General features: G+C 70.6%; 17 protein-coding genes and 2 pseudogenes. 15 read left to right on the plus strand and 4 right to left on the minus strand.

What is annotated here, in order from left to right:
- Positions 1–404: 404 nt before the first annotated feature.
- Together ACODNG_RS11340 and ACODNG_RS11345 are read left to right on the plus strand one after the other, a co-directional pair.
- Entirely contained in the window at positions 405–1,277 is an 873-nt protein-coding gene (locus ACODNG_RS11340) for a YqcI/YcgG family protein (protein WP_434521391.1), read from the plus strand.
- Positions 1,270–1,821: a cysteine hydrolase family protein gene (locus tag ACODNG_RS11345; RefSeq protein WP_434521392.1), complete on the plus strand. Its 552-nt coding sequence runs from the start codon at positions 1,270–1,272 to the stop codon at positions 1,819–1,821. Before ACODNG_RS11340 ends, ACODNG_RS11345 begins: the two co-directional genes overlap by 8 nt.
- A gap of 39 nt (positions 1,822–1,860) precedes the next feature.
- Here the strand turns inward: ACODNG_RS11345 and ACODNG_RS11350 are convergent.
- Positions 1,861–3,361: pseudogene (locus tag ACODNG_RS11350) on the minus strand (MATE family efflux transporter).
- A 228-nt stretch (positions 3,362–3,589) separates the two neighbouring features.
- Here ACODNG_RS11350 and ACODNG_RS11355 point away from each other — a divergent pair.
- The gene (locus ACODNG_RS11355) at positions 3,590–4,957 is read left to right on the plus strand and encodes a HEAT repeat domain-containing protein (RefSeq protein WP_434521393.1); all 1,368 of its coding nucleotides are present in this window, start codon (positions 3,590–3,592) and stop codon (positions 4,955–4,957) included.
- 63 nt (positions 4,958–5,020) lie between these two features.
- Entirely contained in the window at positions 5,021–6,772 is a 1,752-nt protein-coding gene (locus tag ACODNG_RS11360; protein ID WP_434521394.1) for a phospholipase D-like domain-containing protein, read from the plus strand.
- A 71-nt stretch (positions 6,773–6,843) separates the two neighbouring features.
- Here the strand turns inward: ACODNG_RS11360 and ACODNG_RS11365 are convergent, their stop codons facing one another.
- On the minus strand, positions 6,844–8,790 hold the full coding sequence (locus ACODNG_RS11365) for a DHH family phosphoesterase (RefSeq protein WP_434521395.1): 1,947 nt from the start codon (positions 8,788–8,790) through the stop codon (positions 6,844–6,846).
- 116 nt (positions 8,791–8,906) lie between these two features.
- Here ACODNG_RS11365 and ACODNG_RS11370 point away from each other — a divergent pair, with 116 nt between their 5' ends.
- The 4 genes from ACODNG_RS11370 (at position 8,907) to ACODNG_RS11385 (ending at position 11,736) form a co-directional block, all read left to right on the plus strand.
- Positions 8,907–9,428 carry a Mov34/MPN/PAD-1 family protein gene (locus ACODNG_RS11370; protein ID WP_434521396.1) on the plus strand — a complete coding sequence of 174 codons (522 nt, stop codon included), beginning with the start codon at positions 8,907–8,909 and terminating at the stop codon, positions 9,426–9,428.
- Positions 9,425–9,877 (plus strand): adenylyltransferase/cytidyltransferase family protein, encoded by a 453-nt coding sequence (locus ACODNG_RS11375; RefSeq protein ID WP_434521397.1) that lies wholly within the window; start codon positions 9,425–9,427, stop codon positions 9,875–9,877. Before ACODNG_RS11370 ends, ACODNG_RS11375 begins: the two co-directional genes overlap by 4 nt.
- A 97-nt stretch (positions 9,878–9,974) precedes the next feature.
- A complete protein-coding gene (locus ACODNG_RS11380) occupies positions 9,975–11,396 on the plus strand; it encodes a heme o synthase (RefSeq protein ID WP_434521398.1) in 1,422 nt (473 codons plus the stop codon).
- A 97-nt stretch (positions 11,397–11,493) separates the two neighbouring features.
- Positions 11,494–11,736: a SelT/SelW/SelH family protein gene (locus ACODNG_RS11385; RefSeq protein WP_434521399.1), complete on the plus strand. Its 243-nt coding sequence runs from the start codon at positions 11,494–11,496 to the stop codon at positions 11,734–11,736.
- A gap of 396 nt (positions 11,737–12,132) precedes the next feature.
- Here ACODNG_RS11385 and ACODNG_RS11390 read toward each other — a convergent pair.
- Positions 12,133–14,563 (minus strand): annotated as a pseudogene (locus tag ACODNG_RS11390) (heavy metal translocating P-type ATPase).
- Positions 14,564–14,809: 246 nt separating this feature from the next.
- Positions 14,810–15,010 (minus strand): hypothetical protein, encoded by a 201-nt coding sequence (locus ACODNG_RS11395; protein ID WP_434521400.1) that lies wholly within the window; start codon positions 15,008–15,010, stop codon positions 14,810–14,812.
- 98 nt (positions 15,011–15,108) lie between these two features.
- On the opposite strand from ACODNG_RS11395, the gene ACODNG_RS11400 reads away from it, so the two are divergent.
- The 7 genes from ACODNG_RS11400 to ACODNG_RS11430 all read left to right on the plus strand — a co-directional run bounded on the left by ACODNG_RS11400 (position 15,109) and on the right by ACODNG_RS11430 (position 19,879).
- A complete protein-coding gene (locus ACODNG_RS11400; protein WP_434521401.1) occupies positions 15,109–15,285 on the plus strand; it encodes a hypothetical protein in 177 nt (58 codons plus the stop codon).
- A 7-nt stretch (positions 15,286–15,292) separates the two neighbouring features.
- A complete protein-coding gene (locus ACODNG_RS11405) occupies positions 15,293–15,808 on the plus strand; it encodes a cytochrome c oxidase subunit II (protein ID WP_434523093.1) in 516 nt (171 codons plus the stop codon).
- Positions 15,805–17,598 (plus strand): b(o/a)3-type cytochrome-c oxidase subunit 1, encoded by a 1,794-nt coding sequence (locus ACODNG_RS11410; protein WP_434521402.1) that lies wholly within the window; start codon positions 15,805–15,807, stop codon positions 17,596–17,598. Before ACODNG_RS11405 ends, ACODNG_RS11410 begins: the two co-directional genes overlap by 4 nt.
- Positions 17,595–17,810, plus strand: a complete 216-nt coding sequence (locus ACODNG_RS11415; protein ID WP_434521403.1) for a CbaC protein — start codon at positions 17,595–17,597, stop codon at positions 17,808–17,810. Before ACODNG_RS11410 ends, ACODNG_RS11415 begins: the two co-directional genes overlap by 4 nt.
- 114 nt (positions 17,811–17,924) lie before the next feature.
- A complete protein-coding gene (locus tag ACODNG_RS11420) occupies positions 17,925–18,320 on the plus strand; it encodes a thioredoxin family protein (protein WP_434521404.1) in 396 nt (131 codons plus the stop codon).
- 283 nt (positions 18,321–18,603) lie between these two features.
- Positions 18,604–19,026: a Fe-S cluster assembly sulfur transfer protein SufU gene (gene sufU / locus ACODNG_RS11425; protein ID WP_434521405.1), complete on the plus strand. Its 423-nt coding sequence runs from the start codon at positions 18,604–18,606 to the stop codon at positions 19,024–19,026.
- Between the two features lie 103 nt (positions 19,027–19,129).
- Positions 19,130–19,879, plus strand: a complete 750-nt coding sequence (locus ACODNG_RS11430; RefSeq protein ID WP_434521406.1) for an Sjogren's syndrome/scleroderma autoantigen 1 family protein — start codon at positions 19,130–19,132, stop codon at positions 19,877–19,879.
- The last annotated feature ends 6 nt before the right edge of the window (positions 19,880–19,885 follow it).

The raw sequence follows: 19,885 nt of genomic DNA on the forward strand, positions 1-19,885 counted from the left end.
AACACCGCCAAAGCCCCAGTCACTCGCTTATAAATAGCTGATCGCGAATCGGCGGCGAACACCGCCAAAGCCCCAGTCGCGAGGGCGGCGCACGCTCGCTGCGCGCCTCAGTCGCTCGTTTCACTCGCTCCTTGTGGTGCTTACTTCGCCTGCGCCGCCCTCGCGACTGCCCCTTTGAGTCCCGCCCCGCACAGCACCGCGCCTCACACCTCCCCAGCCTCGTCAGTCGCCCTCGCTTCGCTTCGGGCGACTGACTCCCTCGCGCGTGCTCCTCGCGGCCGCCGATGGCGGCCGCTCGCAGGCACGCGCCGCCGCACTAGTCTGATTAAAATAGCGCCGCCGAACCGTTCCCGCCGCGTCGAACCCGGCGAAAGCCAAAAGACCGTCTCTCCCCCACAACGGGTATGAACGAGCCCGGTACCGAGGGCGTGCTGTTGGACCAGGAGACGCTCCACGGTCGGCTCGACGACGCGCCGTCGTGGCTTCAGGAGCACTACCGGACCTTCCGGGAGTCGATGCTCGGCGAGCGCGACGGGTCGCCGTTCCCCTGCTACTTCGGCATCGAGGTCGAGCGCGAGGGGGACCTCCTGTACGCGGCCTGCGAGTCGACCACGGACCCCGCCGCGCTGTTGCGGCTGCGAGACGTCCTCCTCGAATACCTCGACACCTACCCCGACCACGCCGACCGCGCGCCCCTCGCGGTGTTCTTCAAGCCCCCGGCGGGCGAGCGCGGCGAGGCGCACTACCACGAGCGCCTCTGGCACGTGCTGGAGTTCCTCCACGTCCACGACCCGTCTCCGTGGCCCGACGACATCCCGACCGACCCGGACACCCCGCGCTGGGAGTTCTGCTTCGGCAGCGAGGCGCTGTTCCCGACCTCGCGTGCCCCCTTCTACGACGACCGGAAGAGCCGGTACTCGCCTGTCGGCTTGGAGATCACCTTCCAACCGCGGGCCGTCTTCGAGGGACTCACGGCCGACACCGAGGCGGGCGAGCGCGCCCGCGAGACAATCCGCGACCGGATGGGCGACTACGACGGGGTCTGCCCCCACGCCGACCTCGGCGACTGGGGCACCGAGGGCGACCGCGAGTGGAGGCAGTACCTGTTCCGCGAGGACGACGACGCCAGTCCGGACGAGTGCCCCCTCGACCCGACCCGTGACCACCCGAAGGCGCCAGAGTCCCTGCTCGAACCCGGCGCGTGGCGGCGGTTCGCGGGCGACGACGACGCGGGCGATCTCGACGCCTCCGTCACCGCGGGGCCGGGCGATGACTGATTCCGACGCCGTCCTCCTCCTCGTCGACTTCCAGACCGGCTTCGACGAACCGGGGTGGGGCGAGCGCAACAACCCTGACGCCGAGGCGGCCGCGGCCGCGCTCCTCGACCGCTGGCGCGAGGCGGGTCGCCCCGTCGCGCACGTGCGTCACGCCTCGACGGAGCCGGACTCCCCGCTCCGTCCCGACGCCCCCGGCTTCGCGTGGAAGCCGGAGACGGCGCCCGTCGACGGGGAGCCGACCTTCGAGAAGTCGGTCAACGGCGCGTTCCTCGACTCCGGACTCGACGAGTGGCTCCGCGAGGCGGGCCACGAGTCGCTCGTCGTCTGCGGACTCACCACCGACCACTGCGTCTCGACGACGACGCGCGAGGCCGAGAACCGCGGCTACGACGTCCGGGTGGTCGCCGACGCGACCGCGACGCACGCCCGCGAGGCGCCCGACGGCGAGCGGATCGACCCGGAGACCTCCCACCGCGTCGCGCTCGCGCACCTGAACGGCGAGTTCGCGACCGTGGTCGAGAGCGACGACCCGCTCGTGGACTGACGGAATCCCGACCCGCTCGCGGCGCCGGTTCGGCCGCCCTCAGTCGTCGGCCGCCTCCGCGACGGCCTCGCCCTCGCTTCCGCCCTCTCTGCCGCTTCCGTCGTCTCCGCCACTCGCGCGCTCGGCGGCGTTCGCGAACATCCCGCGCCGCGTCGTGTACAGGAAGTAGCCGCCGAGTCCAACGAAGCCGACGACGTTCGAGACGGCGACCGCCCAGAAGACGGCCTCGACGCCCCAGCCCAGTCCGGGCGTCACGGTGACGCCGAACGCGCCGACCGTCGTCGCGGCCGGGACGGCCGCGAGCGCGATCGGGAACCGGATCACCCAGTACTTGATCAGGTCGGCGGCGAAGGAGGTCCGGGTCCGCGAGGCGCCGTTGAACCCGGCCAACAGGGTGTACGTGCCGCCGAGCGCCCAGTAGGAGGCGCCGAGGATCCGGAGGTAGGTGACCGCGAGGTCGCGCCCCGTCGCGGTGAGGTCGGGCGCGAGCAGGTCCGCGATCCCGCCGGCGAACAGGAACTGGACCGCGCCGAGCGCGAGGAAGCCGGCGACGACCATCCCGGTGCCGACGGTCGTCGTCCGGCGAGCGCGCGCGGGGGCGTCGGCGCCGAGGTTCTGCCCGATCATCGACTGGGCGGCCTGTTCGCATCCCGAGCGCCGGGACGATCGCGAGCGTCGCGACCCGCGCGCCGACCGTGTACGCCGCGACGCCCGCCGAGCCGCCAGCGATCGCGACGAGACCGACGACGAGCACCCGCACCAGCTCGCTCACGCCGCGCTGGCCGCCGAGCGGGAGACCCACGGAGACGACCTCGCGGACGGTCGCGAGATCGAGTGCGAAGGCCTCGCGGGTGAGTCGGAAGGTGTCGCGCCCGATCCCGGCGGCGTACGCGAGGATCCACAGGAGACCGGCGACGCCCGCGAGCGCGGTACCGAGCGCGGCGCCGGCCACCCCCAGCTCCGGGACCGGACCGACCCCGAAGATGAGGACCGGCGCGGCGACGAGGTTGACGAGGACGCTCACGAGGCTCACGTGGAACACCGCACGGGTGTCGCCGTACGCCGTGAAGCAGTTCTCGACGGTGTCGCCGACGGCCCCGACCGGGAGGACGGCGATCACGATCGCGAGGTACGTCGCCGTCGTGCCGGCGAGCGCGGGGTCGGCGCCGAGCAGCGCGGCGACCTCCTCTGCGTAGACGACCACGGGGATCGCGACCGCCGCCGTGACCGCGAGCGCGACGAGCGCGCCGTTGACCGCGACGCGACGCGCGCGCGACTCGTCCTCGCCGCCGGCGTACTGCGCGACGAGGATCTGCGTGCCGACCGCGCCGATCACCACCGTCGCGCCGAGCAGCGACTGGATCGGGAGACTGAGACCGACGGCGGCGACCGCGTCCTCGCCGACCCGCCCGAGCCAGAACGTGTCGATCAGTGCGTTGGCGACGTACACGACGTTCTGCGCGACGAGCGGCGCGGCGAGGACGAGCAGCACTCGTCCGACCGGCCCGTCGGTTATCTCCTCGCGGTCGACATCCAGCATCGAATCGTTCCGGTATTAGAAGGGGATAATAAAAGTGTGCTGGTTGTGAACATGACTCTCTGCCTGCGTTGTCGGTAACTCCTCGCGTCGACTCGACGTCGACGGCGTCGGGGCGGGTCGCCGCAACCGGACGCACCGCGCCGAGTGCGGTCACTCTCGTCCGCTCGGGGTTCGGCGACGCTCGCGAAGGGAAACCTCTTAATGGACTACACACGGAGTTCGTGGTGTATGAGCAACGGCGACGACGACCCGGCCGACGCCTCTGACGAGGCCGACGCCGCGGACGACGGCGGGGACGCCGGCGAGTCGACGGAGACTGCCGCCCCGACGCTCCCCGAAGACCCGACCGAGGAGTCCCTGAACGAGTACCTCGACGAGATCGCCGACCGCCTCGACGACGCCGAGACGGAGGCCGACCTCGACGATGTCGAGGCGCTGCTGGACGACGCCGAGACCGGCATCGAGGAGGCGGACCTCCCCGAGCCGGACGAGGACGACGAGGAGGCCGACGACCCCCGCGGCGACCTCGAGGACCGCGTCGCGGAGCTCCGCGACGGCGTCGAAGACGCCCGCGGTCCCTACGGCGAGGACGTCGTCGAGGCGATCGAGAGCGCCGCCGGGACGGTCGAGGACACCGAGTGGACCGAGGACGGTCACGACGACGTCGCCGCCGCGGTCGCGTCGTTCGTCGACGCGGCCGCCGAGACGGTCGAGGTCGACGCCGGTCCCGACGGCGACGATATCCCGGACCTCGTCGCGGCGCTCGACGACGTCGCCGCCGCGATCGCCGACGCCGACCTCGACGCGGACGACGACGCCGACGACATCGCCGCGCTGCTGGAGGCGACCGACGAGCTGGAGACCGGACTCGACGACGCCGAGGAGTGGGACGACCTCGAGACCCACGAGCAGCTCCGCGCGCAGGGGTACTACGACGTGCTGGGCCACTACAAGGACTACCCGGTCGAGTGGGCCGCACTGAAGGAACACGAGGCGCAGGGCAACGTCGACATGATCCTGCTCGCGCTCGACTCCCTGCAGTCCGACTTCATGGAGCGCCACTGCCTGGAGGCGTTCGAGCGGATGGGCAAGCGCGGCAAGACCGAGGCGTCCGTCGAGGAGATCCTCGGCCGCGCCGAGAAGCGCGACCGGCCCGCGATCCGGATCCTCGGGAAGATGGCGGCCGAGGAGGCGACCGACACCCTCGTCGAATACGTCCCGGAGGACTCGAACCCGCAGCTCCAGAAGGCCGTCTTCAAGGCGCTCGGCGAAATCGGCGCGAGCGAGGCCGTCCAGCCGCTCGCGAACCAGCTCGACCCCGACGGCGACACCGAGGATCTGGTCCGCCCGCACGCCGCCCGCGCCCTCGGACTGATCGGCGACGCCCGCGCCGTCGACCCCCTCGCCGACGTGCTCGAAGACGACCCCTCCGACGACGTCCGCGCGGCCGCCGGCTGGGCGCTCCGCCAGATCGGCACCCGCGAAGCGCTCGAAGCGGCCGCCGAACACGCCGACGAGCACTCCTTCATCGTCTCGACAGAGGGCGAGAAGGCGCGGCGCGCGCTCGACGAGACCGAACCCGCGGCGACGGCCTGACTCGGATCCGATCGACCGCCTCGGCCGCGAACGCTTTTATCCGATACCGGAGCCACGCGCTCCGTGTCGCTCCGTCGTCCGAAAGGCCCGTCTCGCGTCGCGGCGCTCGTCCTTCTCGTCGCCGCTGCGAGTGTCGTCCTCTGTCCTCCGGCGGCGGCGGTCCCTCTCGACGGGGTTGGGTCGCCGCCGACTAACGCCTCCGACGCGGCTCGCGAGCCCCGAATCGTCGAGCTGTACCCCAACCCGACGACCGAGGAGAACCGCGGCGAGTACCTCGTCGTCTCCCTGCCGGAGCGCGGGAACTGGTCGCTCTCCGACGGCTACTACGACGCCCGGATCCCGGCGAACGCGAGCGGCAGGGTGGCGTTATCGATGGCGCCCAACCGGACCGCGTCGATCCTCGACGGCTTCGCGAGCGACGCCGAACCGACGGTCACCGACGCGACCGACACGCCGCCGGTTCGGCGCCTGACCGACCACTTCCCGCTGTCCGCCTCCGGCGACCGGATCGAACTCCGCCGGGACGGAAGCGCGGTCGACACCGTCGCCTACGACCGCGCCCGCGAGGGGTACCGCTGGCGCGCCGCGTGGGGCGAGTGGCGGCCGCGAGGGTACGACCCCCGCTCCCCGGAGCCGACCGCGGACGCCGCCGTGACGCCGTTCGTCCTCCCCGACAGTCCGGGAGTCCCGGTCGAGCCGCTCCGGACCGCGGACGACCGCCTGTTCCTCGCCGGCTACACGCTGACCTCGGAGCGGGTCGCCGACGCGCTCGTCGCGGCCGCCGACCGCGGGGTTCGCGTCCGCGTGCTGCTGGAGGGGTCGCCGGTCGGCGGGTTCTCGACCCGGAGCGCGCGGCTGCTCGACCGGTTGACGGCCGCCGGCGTCGAGGTCCGGATCCTCGACGGGGAGGTCGAACGCTTTCGGTTCCACCACCCCAAGTACGCGGTCGCGGACGACCGCGCCGTCGTCCTCACGGAGAACTGGAAGCGGTCCGGCACCGGCGGGCGGAGCAACCGCGGCTGGGGCGTGGTCGTCGAGGGCGATTCCGGTGTCGAGAGCGATTCCGGTGTCGAGGGCGACGACAGCACCGAGAACGGAGTCGCTCCCGAGCGCGACGCGACCGTCGCCGGCGACTTGGCCGCGCTGTTTTCCGCCGACTTCGAGGCGCGCGACGCGCGGTCGTGGCGCGAGTTCCGCGCCGACACCGAGTTCCACGACGGCGGGCGCGCGAACGGCTCGTACCCGACGCGGTTCGAGGCGCCGGCGGAGCCGGCGGCGGCGAACGTGACCGTCCTGACCGCGCCAGGCAACGCCGCCGACCGGATCGTCGCGCGGATCGACGCCGCCGACGAGCGGGTGCTCGCCGTCGTGCCGCGCGTCGGCGGTCCCGACGACCGGATCGTCCGCGCGCTCCGGCGCGCGGCCGACCGCGGCGTCGACGTCCACCTGCTGCTCTCCGACGCGTGGTACGACCGGGAGGCGAACCGGAACCTCTCGGAGTCGCTCGCGGACGAGCCGATCGCTGTCGACCTCGCCGAGCCGCGCGGCCGCTTCGGGAAGGTCCACGCGAAGGGACTCGTCGTCGACGACGCGGCGGTCGTCGGGAGCCTCAACTGGAACCCGAGCGCGGCGACGAACAACCGCGAGGTGCTGATCGCGGTCGAAAACGAGTCCGTGGCGGACTTCTACGCCCGCGCGTACGCGGCTGACTGGCGCGGCGGCGGCGTCCACCTTCCGGTCACGCTCGTCGCCGGGTTCGGCGTCGCGCTCGCGGGGGCCGGCGCCGTGGCTCGGCGAGAGATCGAGTTCGGCTGAAGCGAGGAAGCGGGCCGCGACTGCGGCGCCGTCGCGGTCAGTCGTGGAGTGGGGTCAGTCGCCGAGCCGGCTTAGTCGTCGAGCGCGATGGTCGACGAGAGCGCCTCGTCGATCTCGGCGTCCGCCATCTTCGCGACCAGCGCCTCGATCACCTCGCTCCGGCGTCCCTTCACGAACTTGATCGACCCGACGACGAGGTGGCCGCCGCCGGAGACGCCGGCCTCGGGCAGCTCCTCGTTCAGCTCGGTCACCATGTTCGGGATGTCGAGCCGGACGCCGTCCGAGCGCAGCACGGAGAAGTCGGGCCCGTACCCGATGGTGATCACGGGGTCGCCGGTCTCTTTCACCTTCGCGTCGTGGAGTTCGCCGGTGGTTTTGCCCGGCGCGGGGTAGGTGAACCGGTGGGCGTACTCGTCCAAGTCGATCCGGTAGAGGTGCGCGCCGGAGGCGAGCCGCTCGTGTTCGACGTGGTCGTCGACGGCGTCGAGCTGGCGCTCCACGTCGCGCTCGGCGCGGTCGGAGAGGAACTCGACCAGCTCCTCGTGGCGCTCCTCGTCGTCACAGCCGACGTTCAAGGCGTCGTTGACGAGCGTCTTCCCCTCGGAGTAGCGGAGCCAGTGGGCGGCGTAGTCGAGCGCCTCCCCGATGTCGAGGAGGTCGGACTCGTCGTAGCCCGCGTCCTCGGCGAGCGCGACGTAGTCGTCCATCGCCTCCGCCTTCGAGCGGTCGGAGAGACCAGCGACCGCCGGCACGTGCTCCAGCTCCTCGGTGAGCGACGGGTCGACGAGGCGGGCGAGCTCGACGCACATCATCCCGGTGGTGACCCGGTAGTCCTCGTCGTGGAGGTAGGGGTTCACGTGGGCGTCGAGCAGCGGCTCGACCGCCTCGGGGTCGGGGTGGTGGTGGTCGACGGCCGCGATGGGGATGTCGTAGTGCGCGAGGTTCTCGTAGGCCGGTACGTCCTCCTCGGTCGACCCGTTGTCGAGCATCAGCAGGAAGGGGAGCTTCTGCCCGTGGCGCGCCCGGCCCTCCAAGGCGAAGTTGAGGTCGCGGGTGACGTCCTCCATCTCGTAGTACGGCGCCTTGCTCGGGAGCCGCTTGAACAGGTGTCGCGCAGCGTCCGGGTCCCCGTGGACCTCCTGAACGAAGTTCTCGAGAGCGAGCTGGACGGGGATCGCGGCGCACATCCCGTCGCCGTCGGCGTGGTGGCGGACGCGGATCGGGCGGCCGGCGAGGACGGTCCGACGGAGCAGCCGCGCCAGCTCGCGGAGGTCCTCGTGGATCGGCTCGAACGCCTCCCACTCGACGAGGGGGTCGACGTCGGCCGGCTCCGCGCGCTCGTCGAGGGCCGCCTCGTAGCGTTCGCGGGCCTCTGCGGCGCGCTCGTCGGGAAGTCGCTTCAGCGAGTCGACCTCGAGCTGGAGCGCGTTCTCGCGGCTCTCGATCGTTCCCGCGACGTGGACCATGTCTCCGACCTCGACCTCGGGGTACGCCCGGACGCCCGCGGACTCGAAGGCGGCACAGGAGAGGACGCCGGAGGCGTCGGCGACGGCGAAGATAGTGGGACCGCCCGTCTGTTTCGCCTGGACGACCTCGCCCTCGACCGTCACCTCGTCGCCCGGGGTGAGACCGCGGACCCGCGAGACGGTCGGTTCGTGGGCGACCGTCTCGGTGTCGTAGTCGTCAACGTCGACGTCGTCGAATGCGACGTCGCCGTTCTCCTTCACCTCGGCGAGCCGGACGACCAGTCGGTCGCCGACCGCGTAGTCGCCGTCGAGGTTCGACTCGTGGACGAGTCCGGAGAGGGCGTCGGAGAGGTCGACGAACACACCGTAGTCGACGACGCCGTTGACCTCGGCGTGGTATAAGGCGTCGACCTCGGCGTCTTCGAGGGTACAGTCCGGTGCCAGGTCGTAGACGACCGGGCGATCGCCGGTCGTCCCCTCCGCTGCGTCGGCGTCGGGTTCGGGGCTCGAATCGCCCCGCGTGCCGGAATCCCCGGCGGTGTTTTCGCTCATGGACACTTTTCGGGAACGGCCGGTGTTAAGCCTGTTCTCTCGACGCTCGGGGCGATGAATCCACCCGCGTCTCGCGGTCCGGAACCCCTATGAGGCGACGGCGACTTGTCTCGCTCATGCGACTGTTCCGCTCGGACGAGCTCCTCGGGATCGCCCGAGAGACCTTGGACTTCGTCCTCGAGGCGAGCGAGGAGACGCACCCCAACGAGTACATGGGGTTTCTCCGCGCGGACGACGCCCGGAAACTGGACCTCGACCGGGACGGGCAGGTGATCACCGACGTGCTCGTCATCCCGGGCACGGAGTCAAGTCCGACGAGCGCCAGCGTCCGGTCCCACATGAAGCCGAACGACATGCGCGCGGTCGGCTCGGTCCACTCGCACCCGAACGGCGCGCTGCGGCCGAGCGACGCCGACCTCGCCACCTTCGGGCAGGGGCGGGTCCACATCATCGTCGGCGCCCCTTACGGCTGGGGCGACTGGAAGGCGTTCGACAACGAGGGGAACCAGACCACCCTCGACGTGCTCGACGTGGAGGTCCCCGACGAGCACTTCTTCGATTTTACCCAGGAGGACATCGACCGCGAGATCGGCGAGGAGCGACGCGACTCCGGCGGCTTCCTCTCGTGGTTCCGATGACTCGGGTCGTCGCGCAGGGAACGTTCGACCTGCTCCACCCCGGCCACGTCCACTACCTCGAAGACGCGGCGACGTACGGCGACGAGCTCCACGCCATCGTCGCCCGTCGCACCAACGTCACCCACAAGCCCGCGCCGGTGTTGTGCGCCCGCCAGCGGCGAGACATGGTCGCCGCGCTCGACGCGGTCGACGAGGCGCACCTCGGCGACCCGGAGGACGTGTTCGTCCCCATCGAGCGGCTCGAACCCGACGTGATCGTGTTGGGGTTCGACCAGCACCACGACGAGGCCGACATCGCGGCCGCCCTCGACGACCGGGGTGTCGACTGCCGCGTCGAGCGCGCGTCGGGCCGGGAGCCGAACTACGAGGGCGAGCTGCTCTCCAGCGGCGACATCGTCGACCGGATCCTGTCCGAGCGCGACGACGGCGCGGACGCGACGCCGTCGTAGGTCGCGGCCGGGGAGTCCTCCGGCCGCGGCGAACGCGCGGACCCCGACGGGGGCGGAAGCGCGGCATCTAAATGGACTGACTCCCAAACCGAGGTGAGTGAACATCCCCGACAAGTTCCCCGCGGTGTTGGCCGCGGCCGCGATGGGCGTGTACCTGCTCGTCGTCGTCGGCGCCACCACCTCCCTCACGGAGGCGGCGACCGCCTGCGGCGGCTGGCCCGCCTGCGGGAACGGCGCCGCTCTCCCCACGGCGACCGAGGGATGGATCGCCCTCGGTCACCGGGTTCTCGCGGTCGTCGTCGGCCTCCTCGTCGCCCTCTCCGCCGCGCTCGCGTGGCGGGACGGCGCCGACCGTCGGGTCCGCGCAGCGCTCTCGGTCGCGCTCGTCGTCTACCCCGCGCAGGCCGGCGTCGGCGCGCTCGTCGCGGTCGGCGACCTCCCGGCCGCGCTCGGCTCCGCCCACCTGCTCCTCGGCGTCGGAATCTTCGGGACCGTCCTCGTCGCGCTCGCGTGGTGGCTGGAGACCGAGACCGGAGCGCCGGACGACGCCCCCGAGGGCTTCGAACCCGGCACCGATCACCTCCCGCCGGTCGAGGACGCCCCCGAACCGGATATTCCGTCCGCGACGCTCCCGCGGCTGAAGGCGACTGTGGCGGCGTACTTCCGGCTGATGAAGCCGCGGCTGATGTGGCTGCTCTGCCTCGTCGCCGCGGCCGCGATGGCGCTGGCGGAGCCGGTGGCGACGGGGGGCGGTCCCGGCTTCACCCCGTACGTCGTGGCCGCGACGCTCGTCGGCGGCGCGCTCTCCATCGGCGCGTCCGGAACGTTCAACCACGTGTTCGAACGCGACGTGGACAAGCGGATGCAGCGGACCAGCGACCGCCCGCTCGCGACCGACCTCGTGCCCGTCTCGCACGCGCTCGCGTTCGGCGGCTCCCTCGCGCTCGTCTCGCTCGCGCTGTTCTGGACGGTGAACCCGCTGACGGCCGCGCTCGGGCTGGTCGCCATCGCGTTCTACAGCGTGGTCTACACCCTCGTACTGAAGCCCAACACGGTCCAGAACACGGTCATCGGCGGCGCGGCCGGCGCGCTCCCGGCGCTCATCGGCTGGGCCGCGGTCACCGGCGAGGTCGGCGGCGGCGGGCTGCTGCTCGCGGCCGTGATCTTCCTGTGGACGCCCGCGCACTTCTACAACCTCGCGCTGGCGTACAAGGACGACTACGAGCGCGGCGGCTTCCCGATGATGCCCGTCGTCCGCGGCGAGACGACGACGCGCCGTCACATCCTCTGGTACCTCGGCGCGACGCTCGTCGCCGCCGTCGCGCTCGCCGCGGCCGCCGACCCGCTCGGCGCGCTGTACGCCGTCGTCGGCGTCGGCGTCGGCGCCGTCTTCCTCTGGACGGTCGTTCAACTTCACTACGAGCAGACGGAGGGGGCGGCGTTCCGCGCGTTCCACGCCTCGAACGCCTACCTCGGCCTGCTGCTGTTCGCCGTCGTCGTCGACGCGCTGGTGGTCTGAGGCGGTCGGGGGTCGACGTCGGTCGCCGTCCGTCTCGGGCGAATTGGAACCGGCCGCGACCCGCCCTTTTAATCCGGTCCGCGCCCTACGGAGGGCCATGACACGCATCGAAATCGAGTACTGCGTCCCCTGTGGCATGTTGAACCGCGCGCAGGACGTCTCCGAGGCGATCCTCAAGCAGTTCGGCGAGAGCATCGACGAGGTCGCGCTGGTGACCGGCGACGCGGGCGTGTTCATCGTTCGCGCTGACGACGAGGTCGTCTTCGACAAGGAGGAAGACGAGTACGACGTCGACGCCATCGTCCGCGCGGTCAAGCCGTACGTCGGCGCGACGGCATAGTACTCGGGCGTTCATTTATAAACAGCGTAGCACGGATCGGCGGGCAGCGTCGCCAAAATCCAAGCCACTCCCTTATAAATCGTCGGTGACGGATCGGCGACGGACCACTCCAAAGCCCCAGCCGGGAGGCGGGCGCACGCTCGCCGCGCTCCTCGGTCGCTCACTCCGTTCGCTCCCTGCGGTGCTCGCGTCGCCTGCGCCCGCCTCCCGGCTGCCCCTTTGAGTCCCACCCACCGCAACCGCACAGCACCTCACGCCTCCCCAGCCTCGTCAGTCGCCGTCGCTTCGCTCCGGCGACTGACTCCCTCGCGCGTGCTCCTCGCGGCCGCCGATGGCGGCCGCTCGCAGGCACGCGCCACCGCCCATTTTTAAATCGACTCCCCTACCCCTAGCGCCTCAGTCGTCCTTATAAACGGCGCGCGCGGAGTTCGTCACCACGAGGAGGCTGCTCGACGCCATCGCGAGCGCGGCCAGCAGGGGGTTGAGGACGCCCGAGAGCGCAAGGGGGATCGCGACCGCGTTGTAGACGAACGCCCAGCCGAGGTTCTGCTTCAGTCGCCGGTTCGTCCCGCGCGTGACGGCGAACAGCTCCGGGACCGCAGAGAGCCGGTCGTCGAGCAGGACCGCGTCCGCGGCGTCGGCCGCGAGGTCCGTGCCGGAAGCGATCGAGACGCCGAGGTCGGCAGCGGCGAGCGCGGGGGCGTCGTTGCTTCCGTCGCCCACCATCGCCACCGACCCGTCGGCGCCGAGCCGTCGGACCGTCTCGGCCTTCGCCTCCGGCGGCACCTCGGCGAACACCTCGTCGATCGCGGGGTGGTCCGCGAACCGCGTCGCGGCTTCGGGCGCGTCGCCGGTGAGCACGACCACGCGCCGGCCGTCAGCGTCGAGGTCGGTGACGACGGCCTCCCACCCGTCGCGCACCTCGTCGCCGACCGCGAGGACCCCGCGCACGCGGCCGTCCCAGCCGACGTAGACGGGGACGTTCCCGCGGTCGCGGGCGGCCGTCCCGGCCTCGCGCAGTCGATCGGAGACCGGCCAGTCGCGCTCGTCGAAGAGGTCGGGGTGGCCGACGACAACCTCGTCGCCGTCGACGCGCCCGGCGACCCCGCGGTCGAAGACGTCGACGTCGGTCGCGGCGGGGGCGTCGAGGGCGGCGGTCTCGCCGAGGGCGTCGGTTCCGGCCGCCGCCGAGTCCTCTGCGGCCGCGGCGCCGCCGTCTGTCGCGGGGGGATCTCCCCCGTCCCCTACTACCCCCGAGACGATCGCCTCGGCGACCGGGTGGACCGAGGCGCGCTCGACGGCGGCCGCGCGCTCTCGGACGCGGTCGACCGGAGCCTCCTCCTCGGCGGTCGCGTCGAGCAGGCGCATTTCGCCGTCGGTGAGCGTCCCGGTCTTGTCGAGGACGACGGTGTCGACATCGGCGGCCGCCTCGAAGACGGCGTCGGAGACGACGACGATGCCGCGCTCGGCGGCGTCGCGGATCCCGGCGGCGACCGCGAGCGGGGTCGCCAGCCCGAGCGCGCAGGGACACGAGACGATGAGCACCGTGAGTCCCACGAGCGCGGCGTCGATCGGCGCCGACCCGAGCGCCAGGGTGGCGAGGGCGCCGACGGCCGCGACCGCGACGACCAGGGGAACGAACACGGTCGCCAGCCGGTCGACGAGCCGCTGGATCCCGGAGCGGGAGCTCTGGATCTCCCACAGCAGGCGCACGAGGGTGTCGAGGGTGTTCGCCGCCTCCTCGCCGACCTCGATCACGACGGGCGAGTCGGTGACGACGGTGCCCCCGCGGACCGGGTCGCCCTCGCGTTTCGTCGCCGGCAGCGACTCGCCGGTGACGAGCGCCTCGTCGACCGCGGCGGTCCCCTCGGCGACGGTCCCGTCGAACGGTACTCGCTCGCCGGGTCGCACGAGGAGGCGGTCGCCGGGGGAGACCGCGTCGGCGTCGACCGTCTCGCCCGCCTCCGTCCGCACGGTGCGGTCGCCGGTCGTCGTCAGGTCGGCGAGCATCCCGGTCGCGCGCCGCTTGATGACCGACTCGTAGTGGTTGCCGGCGGTGACGACCAGGATGACGGCGATGGTCACGTCGAAGTAGAGGTCGGTCCGGCCGACGAGCAGCGCGAGCGTGCTGTACGCGTACGAGCTTCCGGCCGCGAGCGACACCAAGAGATCCATGTTCGGCTGTCGCGCCCGCAGGCTCACGTACGCCCCTCGCAGGATCGGGTAGCCGGTGTAAAACAGCACGATAGAGGCGAACACCCAGATCTGCGCGAACAGGTAGGTGCCCGCGACCCCGCCCAGATCGACGATCGGCTCGTACCCGAAGTAGGTCGGGTAGAGGAAGAGGACGTACCACAGCATCGCCATCATCCCGAAGAAGCCGCCGCCGATCAGGAACCGGACGACCGCGTCGTCGTCCCCGTCGTCCGGGTCGGCGCGGTCGCTCGCGGTGTAGCCGGCGACAGAGAGGCGCTCGGGGAGCTCCTCGGCGCTCACCGTGTTCGGATCGTAGTCGACACGGATCGTGTCGGTGGCGTAGCTCGCCTCGGCGGCCGCGACGCCATCCTGCTCGCCCGCCGTCATCTCGAGGAACGACTCGCAGGTCGCGCAGTCGCATCCCGTCCACGTGGAAGAACGCCGTCTCCCCGTCGAACTCGTCGTCTGGCTCCGCGTCCGGCCGTCGCTCGTCGAGCGCGTCGAGGTCCTCGACGTCGTCGAGCGAGCGCGCGACCGCGAGACACCCCCGGCAGCAGAACTCGCCGTCGACGTCGGGGGTGGTGTGCGGGTCGTCCCCGACCGAGAGATCACAGAGCGTACAGTCGGTCATACGTGCTTGTTTCCGGCGTTTCGCAGGGGCGGTCTGCGCGGTCCGTCCGGCGACGACCCGCGACTTCGGCCCAGCGATGGCCCGCGACTTCGGCCCAGCGATGGCCCGCGACTTCGGCCCAGCGATGGCCCGCGACTTCGGCCCAGCGATGGCCCGCGACTTCGGCCCAGCGATGGCCCGCGACTTCGGCCCAGCGATGGCCCGCGACTTCGGCCCGACGATTTCCGAACGGTGCGGTTCGGTCGGTTACGCTCGTTCCGGGTCGGTCGGGTCGCCGCCGACGCCCGGGAAGCTCCCGCCGGTCGCGATCCGGAGGCTCGCCCAGATGAGCAGCACGTTCACCAGTGTGATCGCGACGAACAGCTCCGCCCGATCCGCGATGAACACCGCCGCCGGAACGAGCCCGCCCAGGATCAGGAGGACGGCCTGTTGGATCGAGAAGTCCATACCGGAGAAAATGTTCCCCCGAAAATATATAATGCCCGTGTTTTCAGGGTCCGAAAACGGGTACACCTTATATGGTCTATTGTCGATAACCGCGGCCTATGGGTCAAAACGAGACAGGACACGCTCCCGCAGACGACGTGAGCGCCGACACCGAGGAGTTCGATCCGATCGGCACGCTCACGCTCATCGCGATATACTTCGCGATCCTGGTGCTCTCGTGGGTGTACATCTACTACATCGAGTTCCTCGGCCGGGATCTGGTCGTCGTGGGGTGATCACGGTATCGACATTCACGCCTACGAGAAGATCTGGCTGGCGGCGTCGGTGCTGCTGATACTGTTCCTGCTCGGCTCGGTCACGTACGGCGCCGTCGGGCCGGGCGTCGCGATGGTGAGCGACACCGAACAGACGATCGACCCCGGCGCGCTCGACGAGACCGACCGGTTCTCGGAGCCCCGCGTCGAACAGGTCGGCGAGAACGAGTACGAGGCGTACGTCGTCGCTCGGCAGTACGGGTTCCAGCCCAACCCCATCGTCGTGCCGGCGAACAGCACCGTGACGTTCTACGTCACCTCCGCGGACGTGACCCACGGGTTCGAAGTGGCCGGCACGAACGCGAACACGATGGTGATTCCCGGCGAGGTCTCCGAGATAACGGTCGAGACCGACGACCCTGCGGAGTACGGTATCGTCTGTAACGAGTACTGCGGCGCCGGCCACCACGTGATGCAGGGGAACCTGGAGGTCGTGAGCCAGTCCGACTTCGACGAGCGGACGAGCGGGGGTGACGGCGCGTGAGCGAAGCGATCGAGGGCGATCGGACGTTCGCCGACAAGTTCCCGGAAGAGGCGCGGGTGGTCCGGGCGGCGCTGCTCGGCTCGTTCCTCGCGCTCACGCTCGGCGCGGTGTTCGGAATCATCCAGACGCTCCACCGAACCGATGTCTTCCGGGGGGTCATCGCCTCCTCCGACTACTACACCTCGCTCACCGCGCACGGGGTGTTCCTCGCTATCAGCTTCACGACGTTCTTCCTCGTCGGGCTGTTCACGTGGGCGGTCGTGCGGAGCCTCGACCGACCGCTGGTCGACGTCCGGATCACGTGGACGTGGTACGGACTCATGGCCGCCGGGATGACGATGACGGGGATCTCGATCCTCGCCGGCTTCACCGACGCGCTCGACATGAGCGCCGACGTCCTCTTCACCTTCTACGCCCCGCTTCAGGCGCACCCGCTGTTCTACGCGGGTCTCGCTGTGTTCATCGTCGGGTCGTGGATCGCCGGGGCCGACTACTTCCGGGCGTGGCTCGCGTGGAAGCGCGAGAACCCCGACGAGCGGATCCCGCTCCAGACGTTCATGGTGCTGACGACGATGGCGATGTGGTACATCGCCTCCTCGGCCGTGGCGGCGTCGGTGCTGATCTTCCTGCTGCCGTGGTCGCTCGGGCTGATCGAGCAGGTGAACCCGACGCTGACCCGGACGCTGTTCTGGTTCTTCGGCCACCCCGTCGTCTACTTCTGGCTGATGCCCGCGTACCTGCTGTGGTACACCGTGCTGCCGAAGCTCGCCGGCGGACGGCTGTTCAGCGACCCGCTCGCGCGCGTCGTGTTCGTGCTGTTCCTCCTCCTGTCGACTCCGGTTGGGATCCATCACCAGTACCTCGACCCGGGGATCGCCGAGGGGTTCAAGTTCATCTCGATGACGAACACGTTCTTCCTGCTGCTGCCGAGCCTGCTCACCGCGTTCACCGTCGTCGCGAGCGTCGAGTACGGCGCCCGCCAGCGCGGCGGGAGCGGTCTCCTCGGCTGGCTCACCGATCTCCCGTGGCGGGACCCCGCATTCACCGGGATGATGCTCGCGGGGCTGATGTTCGCCGCCGGCGGGTTCTCCGGGATGGTGAACGCCGGCATGAACATCAACTACATGATCCACAACACGATCTGGGTGCCGGGCCACTTCCACCTCACCGTGGGGACCGCGGTGGCGCTCACGTTCATGGCCGCCACCTACTGGCTCTGGCCGCAGATCACCAACAAGCCGATCTACAGCCGGGCGGTCGGGCTGGTCCAGGTCGTGGTCTGGTTCATCGGGATGGCGCTGATGTCGAACGCGATGCACGCGCAGGGGATCCTGGGCGTCCCGCGGCGGACCGCGGAGCCGGAGTACTCCAGTTTCGACTACCCGGCGATGTTCGGCGGGTTCGAGGAGCTGAACGTCCAGATCGCGATCGGCGGGACGCTGCTTTTCGTCTCGACGGTCCTGTTCATCGCGAACCTCGTCCTCACGATGGGGAACCCGAAGGTTTCGGGGCTCGCCGAGACGCTGCCGCCGGCGCTGTCCGGTCCCGACGACGCGCCGCGCGTGCTCGATAACCTCCGCCTGTGGGTGGGTATCGCGATGACGCTTGTCATCCTCGCGTACGCCCTCCCGCTGGCGGCGATCATCAACCGGGGCGGCCTGCTCGGTCCCGGCGTCGGCACGTATCCGGTGTGGCTCGCGCCGCTTCTCGACGCGCTCGCGAACGCGGCGGCGACGCTGCTCGGCGCGGTCGGCGACGCGTCGGTCTCGCTCGCCGAGGTGATTCGGTGAGCGTCGACGTCTCCCGCGGCGGCCTGCTCGTGACGCTCGCGATATTCGGCGTGATCGTCTACGAGTTCCGGACGGTGCTCGACTTCGTCGGGATCGAACTGCCGATCATCCCGTACATGGCTACCGTCTTCGTCCTCGCCGGCGCCTCGGTCTGGTACGTCACGCTGAAGGGCGGGTGGCGCACCGAGGCGGACGGCGACGATCCCGCGTAGGGACGCGGACCTCGACCGGTCGGGTTCTGTTCTCCCTGTTCTCCCCGTTTTCGTCTCCCACCGTCCGACCTCGCCGACGGAAGGAGTTATCCCCGCTCGCACCCAATAATGCGTATGGGATCCAATACTGTGCCAAACGATTCCGGAGGCTCCGAGGCGCCCGGCGAGGGGCTGTCGGGCGCCGATCGGCCGGTTTCGCTGACCGACGAAGACGCACTCGACGAGTTCGTCGACGACGCGGGCGTCGCGCTCGTGGAGTTCTACACCGACGGCTGCGGCATCTGCGCCAGCATGGAACCGGTTCTTGGCAACGTCGCCCGCGGCGTCGAGGTCGATATCGCGGTCGGGCTGATCAATCCCCGCGACGACCCGCCCCTGATCGAGCGGTTCGACGTGCGGAGCGTCCCGCTGTTCGTCCTCTTCGTCGACGGCGAGCCGGTCGCACGGCGCGCCGAGGGGTTCATTCCGGGCGAGGACCTCGCGGCGTGGGTCGACGAACACGCGGCGTAATCGGAAACGATCGCTCGCTCCGAACTCGCCGTAAGAACCCGGAGTCTCCACGCAAGCACCACCGAAGCCCCAGTCGATTCCCGCCCCGCACGGCACCTCACACCTCCCCAGCCTCGGCGGACGGCCCGGCGCGGGCGGAGCCGCGCCGGACCGCCGCCTCCCTCGCGGTCGGCTCGCGCCCTTCGGGCGCTCGCCGGCGCGCCACCGCACGTGCCGTTCTCGTTTATATATGGTCGCGCTCGACGGAACCCTTTTGAGCCGGACCGGCGTACTCACAGGTAGTATGGGACTGGGCTCGGACATGTACCGGCAGCAGATCCTCGACCACTACAAGAACCCGCGTAACTACGGGGAACTCGAGGATCCGGACTTCACGCACGTCGGCGAGAACCCCTCCTGCGGCGACACGATTCAGATAGACGTCAAACTCGACGACGCCGAAGAGGAGATCGAGGCGGTGCGGTTCACCGGCGACGGCTGCGCCATCTCGATGGCCTCCGCGAGCATGCTCTCGGAGCGGCTCCACGGGATGACCGTCGACGAACTCGACGCGCTCGACACCGACGACGTCACCGAGATGCTCGGCGTCGACATCTCTCCGATGCGCGTGAAGTGCGCGGTGCTGGGACGACAGGTCGCGCAGGACGGCTCGAAGATCCACCGCGGCGAGCTCGACCCCGACGACCGCACGGTGACCGAGGAGTAGTCGCTCCGGTCCGAGAGCGTCGGTCGCGCTCGCAGCGTCTCGTTCCAAGTTCTCCCGTCCCAAGCCCGCCGAACTTTTGCCCGCGAACCACGTTCGTCCGCCCATGAGCGACGAGTTCGACAAGGAGGCGGAACGCGAGAAGCTCCGCGAGAAGTTCGCGGAGGACGAAAAGAAGCGCGAGCACACCCAGCGGATGTCCGAACTCCTCCTGAAGGGCGCCACGATGACGAACCGGCACTGCGACAACTGCGGTGACCCGGTCTTCCGCCACGACGGCCGCGAGTTCTGTCCCACCTGCGGGAACGAGGCCGGCGGCGCGGCGGGCGAGGGCGCAGGAGAGGTCCCGGCCGCCGGCGGCGCCGAGAGTTCGGGCGACGCGGGGGCGGCCGCGGAAGGCGGCGTCGACGCCGGCGCCGCAGAGAACGACTCGGTCGACCCCGACGCGGCGAGATCGGCCGACGCGGCCGAGACGGCACGGCCCGACCCGAACGTGGAGGCGGTCGATTCTGTCGCGAACGAACCAGCCGGGTCGGGGTCGTCTCCGCAGTCAACTACGCCTTCCCGGCAATCCGAATCCCCGCAGTCGACGCCGCCGCAGCGCTCCGGATCCCAACGCGCTGAGTCCCAGCGTTCCGAGTCCCAGCGCTCTGGATCCCAGCGTTCCGAGACCCAACGATCCGCGCCTTCGGATTCGGTCGACGACGCTGAGGGTATCGGGGCCGCCCGCGCGTCGCTGACGCGCACGCTGACGCGGTTCGCCCGCGCCGCCGAGGAGACGGACGACCCGCGCCGCGCACGCGACCACCTCGAAGCGGCCCGCGAGGCGGCCGAGGCGCTCGCCGCGCTGGACTGATACTAC

The sequence above is a fragment of the Halorubrum sp. AS12 genome, from assembly GCF_051122765.1.
Lineage (GTDB): Archaea > Halobacteriota > Halobacteria > Halobacteriales > Haloferacaceae > Halorubrum > Halorubrum trapanicum.